The organism is Aeromonas rivipollensis, assembly GCF_037811135.1.
In the GTDB taxonomy this organism is placed as follows: domain Bacteria; phylum Pseudomonadota; class Gammaproteobacteria; order Enterobacterales; family Aeromonadaceae; genus Aeromonas; species Aeromonas rivipollensis.
In genome coordinates this window covers 3,134,421-3,147,071 of record NZ_CP149130.1, presented here as the reverse complement: position 1 = coordinate 3,147,071, position 12,651 = coordinate 3,134,421, and the positions used below count along the sequence as shown (strand labels likewise).

The window sequence follows — 12,651 nt, the reverse complement described above, 5'->3', positions numbered from 1 at the left end:
CTAAAGGGGTAAAAAATTGAGGTGGTTCAATAACAGACCCTTTTCCGATTTAAGTGCATAAAAACTATGGATATGCCCTTGAACAGGGGCGTTCGGGAGCCTGACAGGCAGGGGAAGAGGGGGGGGATTTATTCGAGGATCAGGATGGGAGGCGGGGGGCGCCCCTGTCAGGAGTCGGCAGGGGACGATGAAGGGGTGTCACAGGCCGGGGCTGGCCTGCGAGCCTGGCAATGAGTCCGGCTGGTCGGTTCAAGTGTCCTGGTTTGACTCGGTGGTGGCCGCCTCTTCGGACGAGGAGAGCCGGGACAAGAGAGCTGCGCTGCAGGCATCCAGGATCTCGTCGGCCAGTGGAGACTCATCCGGACAGGCCCGTGACAGCATGATGGCCCCTACCATCTGTGCCATCAGCGCTATCCCCCTGGCGCGACGGACCCGGGTGTCCTGTGCATCCGGCGTGTCGCTCAGGCCACAGGTGCGGGCCAGCATCTCTTCAATACCGGCCTCGAAGGCGGTCTTGACCTGTGCCGGCTGCCGCGCCGCATCGGCGCACAGTGCGGCCATGATGCAGCCATCCCCTGGGGCATCGCGGTGCTCTCTGGACAGGTAATGCCTGACAAACTCGGGGGCATCGAGGGGGCTGGTTTTCTCCTGGCTCTGTTCAAACCCGCAGGTCGCGGCCTCTGCCATCAGGTCCGCCTTGGTGGGAAAGTGCTTGTAGAAACCGCCGTGAGTGAAGCCGGCCGCCGCCATCAGATCCGCCACCCCCACGCCATCGTAACCCCGTTCGCGAAACAGTTTGGCTGCGGTGGCGACTATATGTGCCCGGTTCGCCTGAGCCTGTGCCTTGGTGACCCTCATACCCGGTCGTCCTCTGAATCATGGAAGTGGTGATCACTATACATTGATGTTGGTCATCATCAAAATGCTTGACTGCAAAGATGATGATCGTCATCTTTAATGCGCAGACCCCGGGAAGGGGTTGAGCGCCGTGACACTCGATTGACGCTTGCAGCCTCTGATCATGGCGGCGCTATGTCGGGATACGGACTACCTTCCTCCCCAGACCCATGTTCCACATGACAGAGGCACGCCATGACAGACAAGAGACTCTTCGAGGCCTATACCCTTGGCCCCATCACCCTCGCCAACCGCATCGTGATGGCGCCGCTCACCCGCAACCGTGCCGGCCCCGGCCTGGTCCCGAGCGAGCATGCCGCCACCTATTACAGCCAGCGGGCCACGGCGGGTCTGCTGATCGCCGAGGCGACCCAGGTCTCGGTCCAGGCTCAGGGCTACCAGGATACCCCCGGCCTCTACACGGCGGCGCAGATTGCGGGGTGGCGCAAGGTGACCGATGCGGTGCATGCCAGGGGAGGCCGGATCTTCGTGCAGCTGTGGCACGTCGGCCGTGTCTCCCACGTCGCGCTGCAACCCGATGGGGTGGCGCCGGTGGCCCCCTCGGCCCTTCGGGCCCAGACCAAGACCTTCGTCAACAATGACTTCGTCGAGGTGTCTATGCCCCGGGCATTGGCGCTGGAGGAGCTTCCCGGCATCATCGACGATTTTCGTCAGGCGGCTGCCAACGCCATGGCGGCTGGCTTCGACGGGGTCGAGATCCACGGTGCCAACGGCTATCTGCTGGAGCAGTTCCTCAAGGATGGGGCCAACCTGCGTACCGACGGCTATGGCGGCTCCATCGATAACCGCGCGCGGCTGCTGCTCGAGGTCACCGCCGCCGTGGCCGAGGAGATAGGGGCCGATCGCACCGGGGTCAGGATCTCCCCCGTCTCTCCGGCCAATGGCATCTCCTGCAGCAATCCCCAGCCGCAGTACGACTATCTTGTCGAGCGGCTCAGCGATCTGGGGGTCGTCTACCTGCACGTGATAGAGGGCGCCACCGGTGGCCCCCGGGATGTCGCCCCTTTCGATTTCGCCTCCCTGCGCCGGCGCTTCAAGCAGACCTATCTGGCCAATAACGGCTATGACCTGACGCTGGCCAGCAGTGCTCTGGCCCAGGGCAAGGCGGACCTGTTTGCCTTCGGCCGCCCCTTTATCAGCAATCCGGATCTGGTCGAGCGCCTGCAGCAGGGAGCCCCGCTCGCCGCGCTCAAACCCGAAACCCTCTATGGCGGCGGCGCCGAGGGCTACATCGACTACCCGGCCCTGGCGGGTGCCGACGAGTAAACGTACATCGGCAGGGGGCGTCATAGCTGGTCCCCCTGTCGACGCAGCGCCATAGGCCGTTGAGTGCCTGGCGCGACATCCATCCCGGTTCAAAACGATCACAGAGAGAATGACATCATGACCATTAAACCCAGAGTGCTTATCACTGGCGCCTCCAGTGGCATTGGCGCCACCTATGCCGACCGCTTCGCCCGGCGCGGCCACGATCTGGTGCTCGTCGCCCGCGATGAGGCGCGGCTGACGGACTTGGCCGGCCGCCTGCGCCAGGCGTACGGCGTCGCCGTCGACATCCTGCCCACCGACCTCACCCAATCCCGGGAGCTGGCCGCCGTGGAGGCCCGGCTACGGGATGATGCCAGCATCGGTATCCTGATCAACAACGCAGGGGCGGGTCAGGTGGGCCACTTCCTCGCGCAGACCGCCAGTAGCGTCGAGCAACTGGTGACCCTGAACACCACGGCACTGGCTCGCCTGGCGGCCGCCATAGCCCCACGGCTGGTGCAAGCCGGGGAGGGGGCAATAGTGAACATCGGCTCCGTGGTCGGGCTCGCGCCCGAGTTTGGCATGACCCTCTATGGCGCGACCAAGGCCTTCGTGCTGTTCCTCTCCCAGGGGATGAGCCTGGAACTCGCTCCCGCCGGGGTCTATGTGCAGGCGGTGCTGCCCGCTGGCACGCGCACCGAGATCTGGGCACGCTCCGGCATCGATCCCGACAGCTTGCCGGAGTTGATGGCGGTGGAGGAGCTGGTGGATGCTGCCCTGGTCGGTTTCGATCGCCGGGAAGTAGTGACCATACCGCCGCTGCATGAGGCCAGTCGCTGGGATGAGCTCGATGGCGCGCGCAAGGCGCTGCTCTCCGACCTTCGGCAGGCCCATGCCGCCGAACGTTATCAGGTTGCGCCTCAGGGCCGCTGATCCCGGCAACAAGACCGGCGGTCTGCTGGGGACGGCGCCACGCCCAACCCGCAATGCTCTCTCCAGACCGCCTCTTTTATCCTCGCGATGAGACGTGCCTGACCTGTGCCGCTGCCCTGTGTGGGACAGGCCTGGTTCGGTCACCTCATGTTTTCTGGTAACAAGATGATGAAAGCCTTTGTGTTCAAACACTATGGTCGCTCGGCACGACCCGGGCTCGCCGACCTGCCGCACCCGACCATGGGGCCGGACGAGATCCTGGTCAAGGTGCATGCCGTCGGCCTCAATCCCATCGACAACATGATCCCGCAGGGCACCTTCAAACCCCTGCTCAAGTTTGAGCTGCCCGCCGTGCTCGGCAGCGATTTGGCCGGTGTGGTGGTGGAGGTCGGCAGCCGGGTGACGCGGTTTAGGCCGGGGGATGCCGTCTATGCCAGCCTCTTCGATCTGGGGCGCGGCGCCCTGGCGCAATGGGTTGTGGTGCCCGAACACGCGGCGGCCCTCAAGCCGGCCAGCCTCGACTTCGTTCAGGCGGCGTCCATTCCCATGGTGGCGCTGACGGCCTGGCAGGCCTTCACCGAGCAGGCCTCACTCGCGCCGGGGCAGAGAGTGTTCATTCCCGCGGGTTCCGGCGGCATAGGCTCCTTTGCCATTCAGCTTGCCAGGCTCCTGGGGGCCTTCGTCGCGACCTCCACCAGCACGGCGAACGCCGAGTGGGTAGGGCAGTTGGGGGCCGAGGTGGTGATCGACTACAGACGGCAGGAGTTCGATGCGCTATTGCAGGGTTATGATCTGGTGCTGGGGACCTTGCGGGGTGACGCGATCGAACGGGCACTGTCGATCCTCCGGCCGGGGGGGCGGCTCCTGTCGCTGGTCGGCCCGCCGGATGCGGCCTTTGCGCGGGCGAGAAACATGAATGTCATCATGACCGCCCTGTTTGGCCTGATGAGCTGGAAGATCCACCGTCTTGCCCGGCGACGGGGTATCACCTACGGCATGATGTTCGTGCGCCCGGATGGTGCCCAGCTGACCCGGATTGCCGCGCTGCTCGACGAGGGCAAGCTCAGGCCCGTGATCGACAAGGTCTTTCCGTTTGAACAGGCCGGCGAGGCGCTCGCCTATCTGGCGACCGGTCGCGCAAAGGGCAAGGTGGTCGTTAGCCTGGCGTGACAGACGCAGGGCGACAGCAAAGAACAAAAAAGCCGACCACAGGGTCGGCTTTTTTGCGATTCGTGTGCTGTCCGCGATTAGAACTCGGCGGTGCGAGGGGTACGCGGGAAGGGGATGACGTCGCGCACGTTCCCCATGCCGGTCACGTAGACCACCAGACGCTCGAAGCCCAGGCCGAAACCTGAGTGGGGCACTGTGCCGTAGCGACGCAGGTCGCGATACCACCAGTAATCTTCCTTGTTCAGGCCCATTTCGGCCAGACGGGCATCCAGCACCTCGAGGCGCTCCTCACGCTGGGAGCCACCGATGATCTCGCCGATCCCCGGGGCCAGCACGTCCATGGCGGCGACGGTTTTGCCGTCGTCGTTGAGGCGCATGTAGAAGGCCTTGATGTCTTTCGGGTAGTTCTTCACCACCACCGGGGACTTGAAATGCTCCTCGGCCAGGTAGCGCTCGTGCTCGGAGGAGAGATCGATGCCCCAGGAGACAGGGAACTCGAACTTCTTGCCGCAGTTCTTCAGCACCTCGATGGCGTCGGTGTAGTCGATCTGGGCGAAGTCGGAGGCGACGAAGCGCTCCAGACGGTCGATGGCGTCCTTGTCGATGTGCTGGGCGAAGAACTCCAGATCGTCACGGCGCTCTTTGAGCACGGCGTTGAAGACGTATTTGAGCATGGCTTCGGCCAGGGCGGCGTTGTCTTCCAGGTTGGCGAAGGCCACTTCCGGCTCCACCATCCAGAACTCGGCCAGATGGCGGCTGGTGTTGGAGTTCTCGGCGCGGAAGGTCGGGCCGAAGGTGTAGACCTTGGACAGGGCGCAGGCATAGGTCTCGACGTTGAGCTGACCGGAGACGGTCAGGAAGGTCTCCTTGCCGAAGAAGTCCTTGTCGTAATCCACCTTGCCTTCGGGGGTGCGCGGCAGGTTTTCCATGTCCAGGGTGGAGACGCGGAACATCTCGCCGGCGCCTTCGGTGTCGGAGGCGGTGATGAGGGGGGCGGCAATCCACAGATAACCTTCTTCGTGGAAGAAGCGGTGAATGGCCTGGGCCAGGCAGTTGCGCACCCGGGTCACGGCGCCGACCACGTTGGTACGGGCACGCAGGTGGCCCTGCTCGCGCAGGTACTCGATGCTGTGGCGCTTGGCAGACATGGGGTAGGTGTCCGGGTCTTCGACCCAGCCCACTACCTTGACCTCGGAGGCCTGCAGCTCGAAGGCCTGGCCGCTGCCCTGGGAAGCCACCACCACACCGGTCACTTCCACTGAGCAGGCGGTGGTCAGACGCAGCACTTCATTCTCGTAATTGGCCAGGGTATTGGGAACGACGGCCTGTACCGGATGGAAACAGGAGCCATCGGATATGGCCAAAAATGAGATCCCCGCCTTGGAATCGCGGCGGGTCCGGATCCACCCTTTCACTGTCAGGGTGGTGCCAACCGCATACTTACCGGTCAGCACATCTACTACGGATGCGTGCGTCATCGAAATATTGTCTCCAGCTTGTTCTTGCAGCGCTATTTGCAACACTAGGGGTCTGGCCCGGGCATGAGTGGCCCACCATGGCAGACTAAGCCGTTAATCTTACCCGCGCGGGTTTGATAAACAAGCAAAAATGTCGGACCCTTGCGGGGTTTTCCCCATGAATCTTGCATGGATCCGGTCGGTTGGGCAGGGGGTGAGAGTGAAGGAACGCAGGCGGGGGCCGGATGGCTGGATACGGGTGCTCCAGGGGCTGGTGATCCTCTGCTGGGGCGGCTTCATCGCCCTGCTCGGCCTCTATCACCATGCCCGCCCCGATATTGCCTACGGCTTTCTGGTCTATGGCGGGGTCAAGGTGCGTCAGGGCTGGGATCCCGCCCTGACCCCCTGGCTGGTGCACGGGCTCTGGGGTTGCTGTCTGCTGACCCTGGGGGTTTTGGCGCTGGAGCGCAGGCGCAGCCGACGGCAAGAGGATGCGCTGCATGTCAACCTCTTCATCCTGCTGCTGATCCTGATCGCCAGCCTGCTATTTTACTACCTGGAGTGAGCCGCCAGCCTGCTGTTTTACTACCTGGAGTGATCCGTTGGCTTATCGTCCTGTGACGAGGGGGCGGGGCGCTTGCCGAGCTGGCGCTCCACGCTGTCGAGCATCTGGTTGTAGGCGAGCGCCACCCGGCCTATCTCGTCCCCTTCATCCCCCTCCAGCCGGTGGCCGAAGTCGTGCAGATCGGTGGCCTCTTCCATGGAGCGGGTCAGCTGGTTGAGGGGGCGGACTATCCAGGTGCGGATGACCCAGAGGGTGAGCAGCAGCCCCAGCCCGAAGATACCGGTGAGAATAAGTGCCGAAGTGAGGATGTTCTGCTCGACCCGGGTAAAGAGGGTATCGAGGGAGTAGTCAAAGCGCACCGCCCCCAGCACCGTATTCTCCGGCACCTGGTGACAGCTGGTGCAGTCGGTGCCACGAAAGTCCTTCTTGGCCAGCAGGGGGCGGGTCACCACCAGCTTGCTGTGGGTGCCGTCGTGCACCACCTCCAGGCTCCCCTTGCCCGCCAGGGCCAGGGCATCGAATCTGTCCTTGGGGGCCTCGCTGTCGCGGCCCGCCCCGTACTGCTTGTTGATCGCAGCCCCGCGCACTATGCGGGCATCTTCCACGTGGGCGTGGTCGAGGAACTTGGCGCGCAGGGTGTCGCGGGCCTCCATCTTGCCGGTCAGCATCAGCATGTTGAGGCCGTCGAAATAGGCCTCGGTCTGCTCGCGGCTCTGCTCCTTGATGAGAGTCAGGATGAGGTCGCGCTCGCGCACCGCCTGATAGGCCGCGGAAAACACCAATACCATGGAGAAGATGAAGAGCAGGAAGAAATTGATCTTGGCAGTGATGGAGAGGCGCATGGGAAAGGTACATCTGTTGGGTAAAACCCGCGCAGTCTACTCCCCTCGCCAGCCGGGTTCTGGTGTCTTGCTCACATTATGATGAAAAAGAGCCAAAAGGCCCTGCATTCTCATGCAGGGCCTATTCATCGCGACTCAGAATTCGCCGCTGGCGATGGCCTCATGGATGGCGCGGGTCAGCACCCGCAGCTCCTCGGGGCTGATGACGAAGGGGGGCATCAGGTAAATGAGCTTGCCGAAGGGGCGGATCCAGGCTCCAAGCGACACGAACTTGCGCTGGATGCGCGCCACGTCCACCCGCTCCTTCATCTCCACCACGCCGATGGCGCCGAGTACCCGCACGTCCGCCACCGCCGGATGGAGGGTAAGCTGCACCAGCTCGGTGCGCAGCTGATGCTCGATGGCCTGTACCCGTTCCTGCCAGGGTGAGGCCAGCAGCAGATCGATGGAGGCGTTGGCCACCGCGCAGGCGAGCGGATTGCCCATAAAGGTGGGGCCGTGCATAAAGACCCCGGCCTTGCCGTCACAGATGGTGCGGGCGACATGTTCGGTAGTCAGGGTTGCCGACAGCGTCAGGTAGCCGCCGGTGAGCGCCTTGCCCAGACACATGATGTCGGGGCTGATACCGGCCCAGTCACAGGCAAACAGCTGACCGGTGCGGCCAAAGCCGGTGGCGATCTCGTCGGCGATGAGCAGCAGGCCGAACTCGTCGCACAGGGCGCGCACCCACTGCAGGTAGCGGGGGTGATAGAAGCGCATGCCGCCGGCCCCCTGTACTATGGGCTCCAGCACTATGGCGGCTATCTCTTCGTGGCGATCGGCAACCAGCTCCGCCAGCTCCACCACGCAGCTCTCGTCCCACTGGGCGTGGAAGCGGCAGCTCGGGGCGGCCACGAAATGGTGCTCCGGCAGGAAGCCCTTGTAGAGCTCGTGCATGCCGCCATCCGGGTCGCAGACGCTCATGGCGCCGAAGGTGTCGCCGTGATAGCCGCCCCGCAGGGAGACGAATTTAGCGCGGGGCGTCCCCTTGGCGTGCCAGTACTGCTGGGCCATCTTGAGCGCCACCTCCACCGCCACCGAGCCGGAATCCGCCAGAAACACCCGATCCAGCCCCTTTGGCGTGATCTCCACCAGCTTGCGGCACAGCTCCACCGCAGGGGCATGGGTGAGGCCGCCAAACATCACGTGGGACATCTTGCCGAGCTGGGCGGTGGCGGCGGCATCCAGTTCGGGCACCTGATAGCCGTGGACGCAGGCCCACCAGGAGCTCATGCCATCCACCAGTTCACGGCCGTCGCTGAGGGTGAGGGTCACCCCCTTGGCGCTGGCCACTTCATAGCAGGGCAGGGGATGGGTGAGGGAGGTATAGGGGTGCCAGACGTGGTGCAGGTCGAATTCTTGGTTGGTCATTTTGTGTTCTGTTGTCAATTGGTTTGATCTGGTCGGTGTTGACAGTCTACGCGCGCTCTCTACACTAGCCAACAATTTCAGCCACTTGGCGCCAGGCCTCACAACGGGGAGGTCGGCCGGTGGCGGCTTTTGCGGTCCTTCATCCCAGGATGGCGGCGCAGGATCCCACTTATAACAACTGGAAGCCATGTATGAATGCTCTCACCCTGGGCGGTCACGCCCTTCGTCACGACTGGACCCTTGCCGAGGTTCAGGCCCTGTTTGCCCTGCCATTCAACGATCTGCTGTTCCAGGCCCAGACGGTACACCGCGCCCATTTCGACCCGAACGAGGTGCAGGTGAGCACCTTGCTCTCCATCAAGACCGGCGCCTGCCCGGAGGATTGCAAATATTGCCCCCAGAGCGCTCGCTACCACACCGGGCTCGAGGTCGAGCGGCTGATGGAGGTGGAAAAAGTGCTGGAGCGGGCGCGGGAGGCCAAGGCCAACGGCTCGTCGCGCTTCTGCATGGGGGCCGCCTGGCGCAACCCGAAGGAGCGGGACATGCCCTACATACTGCGCATGGTCGAGGAGGTGCGCGGGCTGGGGATGGAGACCTGCATGACCCTGGGGATGCTGACCGCGGATCAGGCAGCTCGCCTCGGTGCCGCCGGCCTTGACTACTACAACCACAACCTCGATACCTCGCCGGAGTTCTACGGTGACATCATCACCACCCGCACCTATCAGGACAGGCTGGATACCCTGGAGCACGTGCGCGGCGCCGGCATGAAGGTGTGCTCCGGCGGCATCGTCGGCATGGGGGAGCAGGCCAAGGATAGGGCGGGCCTCTTGATGGCGCTGGCCAATTTGCCGCGCCACCCGGAGAGCGTGCCCATCAACATGCTGGTCAAGGTGAAGGGGACACCCCTGGAGAACGAGGAGAACCTGGATCCGTTCGAGTTTATCCGCACCATAGCGGTGGCGCGCATCATGATGCCCGCCTCCCATGTGCGCCTCTCCGCCGGGCGGGAGAAGATGAACGAGCAGATGCAGGCCATGTGCTTTATGGCCGGGGCCAACTCCATCTTCTACGGCTGCAAGCTGCTGACCACCCCAAACCCCGACGAGAACAGCGACATGCAGCTGTTCAAGCGGCTCGGCATCCGTCCCGCCCAGCGGGCCCAGAAGCCGGATCAGGTACAAGAAGAGGAGCTGCTGGCCGAGGTGAGCCGCCAGAGCGAGCCGACCGAGATCTTCTACGATGCCACCCGCCCCCGCGCAGGTGCCGTCCGTCCATGACTTCCCCTGTTGTCACCGGCCCCTTTGCGCTGGGGGAGGCGCTGGCCGGGCGCGAGCAGGCGGCCCTGCTGCGCCGCCGCATCGCCACCGATGGCCCCACGGGGGCCAGGCTGGTGGTCGATGGCCGCGACTACCTCAACTTCTCTGCCAACGACTACCTAGGACTCGCCGATGATCCCGCCATCAAGGCCGCCTTCAAAGAGGGGATCGACCGCCATGGTGCGGGCGCTGGCGCCTCGCCCCTGGTGACAGGTTACAGCCGCGCCCACCAGCAGCTGGAAGAGACGCTTGCCGACTGGCTCGGGGTGGAGGCGGTGCTGCTGTTCAACTGCGGTTTTTCCGCCAATCAGGCGGTGCTCAAGGCCCTGCTCGGCAAGGAGCACCTGCTGTGGCAGGACAGGCTCAACCACGCCTCCCTGCAGGAGATGGGCAGCCAGCTGCCCTGCAAGATGAAGCGCTTCGGCCACAACGATATGGCTGCGCTCGCGCGTCAGCTTGAGCCAGACCGGGGCTTGATCGTCTCGGAAGGGGTCTTCAGCATGGACGGGGATCAGGCTCCCTGGCACGAGCTCGCAACACTCGCAGCCCAGAGCGGCAACTGGCTGATGATCGACGATGCCCACGGCCTCGGTGTGCTGGGTCCAGAGGGGCGCGGCACCCTGGCGGCGCAAGGGGTTGCTCCTGCCAGCGTGCACATCCAGATGGGGACCTTTGGCAAGGCGCTCGGCGTCGCCGGGGCCTTCGTGGGGGGCAGCCACGAGCTGGTGGAGTACCTGGTCAACTTTGCCCGCCACTATGTCTACAGCACCCATATGCCGGCCGCCCAGGCCTGTGCGGTCAGCAAGAGTATCGAATTGGTTCGCGCTGCTGATGATGCTCGCGCTCATCTTGGCCAGCTGATCGCCCGCTTCCGGCAGGGGGCCGAGACGCTGGGCTGGCAGCTTGGAACAAGCGCCACGCCGATCCAGCCCCTGCTGGTGGGGGAGAGCGCGGCTGCCTTGCAACTGGCCCAGCGGCTGCGGGATAGCGGCGTCTGGGTCAGCGCCATCCGTCCACCCACTGTGCCGGTCGGCACGGCGCGCCTTCGCATCACCCTGAGTGCGGCGCACCGAGAAGAGGATGTGGACAGCCTGCTCGACGCCTTGGGCCCTTGCCCGTCAGGTGCAGGTGCCGAGGGGGCTTGCCATGCATGAGCGTTTCCAGCAGGTCGACAAGGCCCAGCTCGCCCGCCGCTTCGGGGCGGCCGCGCGTCACTACGACGCCCATGCCCGCTTCCAGCAGGAGGTGGGGCAGGCACTGCTTGACCTGATGCCGGACGGGCAGGCTGGCATCGAGTTGACGGTGAGCGGACTGGATCTGGGCTGCGGCACAGGCTTCTTCCTGCCCGCGCTGGCGGGACGTTGCCAGCAGTTGCACGGGCTGGATCTCGCTCCCGGCATGCTGGCGCAGGCCGCCCTGCGTGGCAGCGACGCCCGGCTGGTGTGCGGCGATGCGGAGGCGCTGCCCTTCGCGGATCAGAGCCTGGACTGGGTCTTCTCCAGCCTGGCCCTGCAGTGGTGCGAGCGCCCGGCCCAGGCCTTTGCCGAGATCCACCGGGTGCTCAAGCCCGGTGGCCAGTTCTTCTTCTCGACCCTGCTGGCGGGGTCCCTGTGGCAGTTGCGCGAAGCCTGGAGTGCTGTCGACGGGCACGCCCATGTCAACCGCTTCCTCGCCCTGCCCCAGTTGCAGCAGGCCATTGGCGCCGCGGGTTTTCAGGCACCGGAGCTGACCCCTGTCACCTGGTCCCTCGCCTATCTGGAGCTCAATGATTTGCTGCGGGATCTCAAGGGCATAGGGGCCAGCCAGGTCAATGACGACAGGGCCGCGGGGCTTGGCAACCGCCAGCGCCTGAGGCGTCTCGGGGAAGCCTATGAACGCCACCGCCAGCCCGACGGCCTGCTTGCCGCCAGCTATGAGGTCTGCCTCGGGCGCCTGGTTCGCCGCTGATCGGCTGCGGGATCACTCATTTTTGCCTTGGGCCGGGCGGCCACCATTAGGTTCGCCGCCCAGTCGGGCACAAGCCCATCACTGATACCAAGGTGGCGCCAGAGCGCCACCTTGCACTGCGCTGAGGAATCATCATGGTCAGATCCTATTTCATCACGGGCACCGACACCGACGTGGGCAAGACCCTGGTCGCCCGCACCCTGCTGCAAGCCTTCGCCGCCCAAGGCATCGCCTGCGCCGGCTACAAGCCGGTTTCCGCCGGCTGTGCCCGCACCCCGGAGGGGCTGCACAACCTCGATGCCCAGCAGTTGCAAGCGGCCGCCAGCCTCCCGCTGCCCATCGACTCGGTCAACCCCTATGCCTTCGAGCCCCCCATAGCCCCTCACATAGCCGCGCAGGAGGTGGGGGCGAGCATTCCTCTGACGGGTCTGTCGGCTGGATTGCGGGAGATTGAGCGGGCCGGGGCCGAACTGGTGATAGTCGAGGGGGCGGGGGGCTGGTTTTTGCCGCTGGATCACCAGTATCTGCTGTCGGACTGGGTCGCCCTGGAGCGCCTGCCGGTGATCCTGGTGGTGGGGGCCAAGCTGGGTTGCCTCAATCATGCCCTGCTCACCTGCGCCGCCATCCGCCATCAGGGGCTGACCCTGGCTGGCTGGGTGGTCAATCGGGTGGATCCGCACATGAGTCGCTATCCGGAGAACCTGGCCACCTTGAAAGCCTTGTTGCCGGCCCCATTTTTGGGTGAGATCCCCTTCGTAGACCAGCCGCTCGAGGCGGATCTGCGCGGCTGTCTCGACATCTCGCCCCTGGGCTGACCCCCTCGGCAGCTTCGCTGGGCCCGA

Annotated in this window: 12 protein-coding genes; 8 read left to right on the top strand and 4 right to left on the bottom strand. The window is 64.6% G+C overall.

Features of this window, described 5'->3' with window-relative positions:
- Positions 1–249 precede the first annotated feature (249 nt).
- Positions 250–858, bottom strand: coding sequence for a TetR/AcrR family transcriptional regulator (locus tag WIR04_RS14120; protein WP_338887753.1), 609 nt, complete (start codon positions 856–858; stop codon positions 250–252).
- Between the two features lie 234 nt (positions 859–1,092).
- On the opposite strand from WIR04_RS14120, the gene WIR04_RS14115 reads away from it, so the two are divergent.
- The 3 genes from WIR04_RS14115 (at position 1,093) to WIR04_RS14105 (ending at position 4,269) form a co-directional block, all read left to right on the top strand.
- Complete coding sequence (locus WIR04_RS14115; RefSeq protein ID WP_338887752.1) at positions 1,093–2,184, top strand: alkene reductase; 1,092 nt, start codon at positions 1,093–1,095, stop codon at positions 2,182–2,184.
- A 117-nt stretch (positions 2,185–2,301) separates the two neighbouring features.
- A complete protein-coding gene (locus tag WIR04_RS14110; protein WP_307765542.1) occupies positions 2,302–3,099 on the top strand; it encodes an SDR family NAD(P)-dependent oxidoreductase in 798 nt (265 codons plus the stop codon).
- A 165-nt stretch (positions 3,100–3,264) separates the two neighbouring features.
- On the top strand, positions 3,265–4,269 hold the full coding sequence (locus tag WIR04_RS14105) for an NADP-dependent oxidoreductase (RefSeq protein WP_338887751.1): 1,005 nt from the start codon (positions 3,265–3,267) through the stop codon (positions 4,267–4,269).
- Between the two features lie 77 nt (positions 4,270–4,346).
- Here the strand turns inward: WIR04_RS14105 and asnS are convergent, their stop codons facing one another.
- The gene (gene asnS, locus WIR04_RS14100) at positions 4,347–5,747 is read right to left on the bottom strand and encodes an asparagine--tRNA ligase (protein WP_338887750.1); all 1,401 of its coding nucleotides are present in this window, start codon (positions 5,745–5,747) and stop codon (positions 4,347–4,349) included.
- A gap of 199 nt (positions 5,748–5,946) precedes the next feature.
- Between asnS and WIR04_RS14095 the strand changes: the two genes are divergently transcribed.
- Complete coding sequence (locus tag WIR04_RS14095; RefSeq protein ID WP_338887749.1) at positions 5,947–6,291, top strand: hypothetical protein; 345 nt, start codon at positions 5,947–5,949, stop codon at positions 6,289–6,291.
- 20 nt (positions 6,292–6,311) lie between these two features.
- Here the strand turns inward: WIR04_RS14095 and WIR04_RS14090 are convergent, their stop codons facing one another.
- Together WIR04_RS14090 and bioA are read right to left on the bottom strand one after the other, a co-directional pair.
- Positions 6,312–7,133 carry a HAMP domain-containing protein gene (locus WIR04_RS14090; protein ID WP_338887748.1) on the bottom strand — a complete coding sequence of 274 codons (822 nt, stop codon included), beginning with the start codon at positions 7,131–7,133 and terminating at the stop codon, positions 6,312–6,314.
- Positions 7,134–7,268: 135 nt separating this feature from the next.
- Positions 7,269–8,543 carry an adenosylmethionine--8-amino-7-oxononanoate transaminase gene (gene bioA, locus WIR04_RS14085; protein WP_338887747.1) on the bottom strand — a complete coding sequence of 425 codons (1,275 nt, stop codon included), beginning with the start codon at positions 8,541–8,543 and terminating at the stop codon, positions 7,269–7,271.
- A gap of 191 nt (positions 8,544–8,734) precedes the next feature.
- On the opposite strand from bioA, the gene bioB reads away from it, so the two are divergent.
- The 4 genes from bioB to bioD all read left to right on the top strand — a co-directional run bounded on the left by bioB (position 8,735) and on the right by bioD (position 12,624).
- Positions 8,735–9,823 carry a biotin synthase BioB gene (gene bioB, locus WIR04_RS14080; protein WP_338887746.1) on the top strand — a complete coding sequence of 363 codons (1,089 nt, stop codon included), beginning with the start codon at positions 8,735–8,737 and terminating at the stop codon, positions 9,821–9,823.
- The gene (bioF, locus tag WIR04_RS14075) at positions 9,820–11,016 is read left to right on the top strand and encodes an 8-amino-7-oxononanoate synthase (RefSeq protein ID WP_338887745.1); all 1,197 of its coding nucleotides are present in this window, start codon (positions 9,820–9,822) and stop codon (positions 11,014–11,016) included. Before bioB ends, bioF begins: the two co-directional genes overlap by 4 nt.
- Positions 11,009–11,809, top strand: coding sequence for a malonyl-ACP O-methyltransferase BioC (bioC, locus tag WIR04_RS14070; RefSeq protein ID WP_338887743.1), 801 nt, complete (start codon positions 11,009–11,011; stop codon positions 11,807–11,809). Before bioF ends, bioC begins: the two co-directional genes overlap by 8 nt.
- A gap of 134 nt (positions 11,810–11,943) precedes the next feature.
- Positions 11,944–12,624 carry a dethiobiotin synthase gene (gene bioD / locus WIR04_RS14065; RefSeq protein WP_338887741.1) on the top strand — a complete coding sequence of 227 codons (681 nt, stop codon included), beginning with the start codon at positions 11,944–11,946 and terminating at the stop codon, positions 12,622–12,624.
- Positions 12,625–12,651: the final 27 nt, after the last annotated feature.

Coding starts and splice junctions, on each gene's coding strand:
- WIR04_RS14105 (WP_338887751.1), top strand. CDS start 3,265: ATGATGAAAGCCTTTGTGTTCAAACACTATGGTCGCTCGGCACGACCC.
- WIR04_RS14115 (WP_338887752.1), top strand. CDS start 1,093: ATGACAGACAAGAGACTCTTCGAGGCCTATACCCTTGGCCCCATCACC.
- bioB (WP_338887746.1), top strand. CDS start 8,735: ATGAATGCTCTCACCCTGGGCGGTCACGCCCTTCGTCACGACTGGACC.
- bioC (WP_338887743.1), top strand. CDS start 11,009: ATGCATGAGCGTTTCCAGCAGGTCGACAAGGCCCAGCTCGCCCGCCGC.
- bioA (WP_338887747.1), bottom strand. CDS start 8,543: ATGACCAACCAAGAATTCGACCTGCACCACGTCTGGCACCCCTATACC.
- asnS (WP_338887750.1), bottom strand. CDS start 5,747: ATGACGCACGCATCCGTAGTAGATGTGCTGACCGGTAAGTATGCGGTT.
- bioF (WP_338887745.1), top strand. CDS start 9,820: ATGACTTCCCCTGTTGTCACCGGCCCCTTTGCGCTGGGGGAGGCGCTG.
- WIR04_RS14090 (WP_338887748.1), bottom strand. CDS start 7,133: ATGCGCCTCTCCATCACTGCCAAGATCAATTTCTTCCTGCTCTTCATC.
- bioD (WP_338887741.1), top strand. CDS start 11,944: ATGGTCAGATCCTATTTCATCACGGGCACCGACACCGACGTGGGCAAG.
- WIR04_RS14120 (WP_338887753.1), bottom strand. CDS start 858: ATGAGGGTCACCAAGGCACAGGCTCAGGCGAACCGGGCACATATAGTC.
- WIR04_RS14110 (WP_307765542.1), top strand. CDS start 2,302: ATGACCATTAAACCCAGAGTGCTTATCACTGGCGCCTCCAGTGGCATT.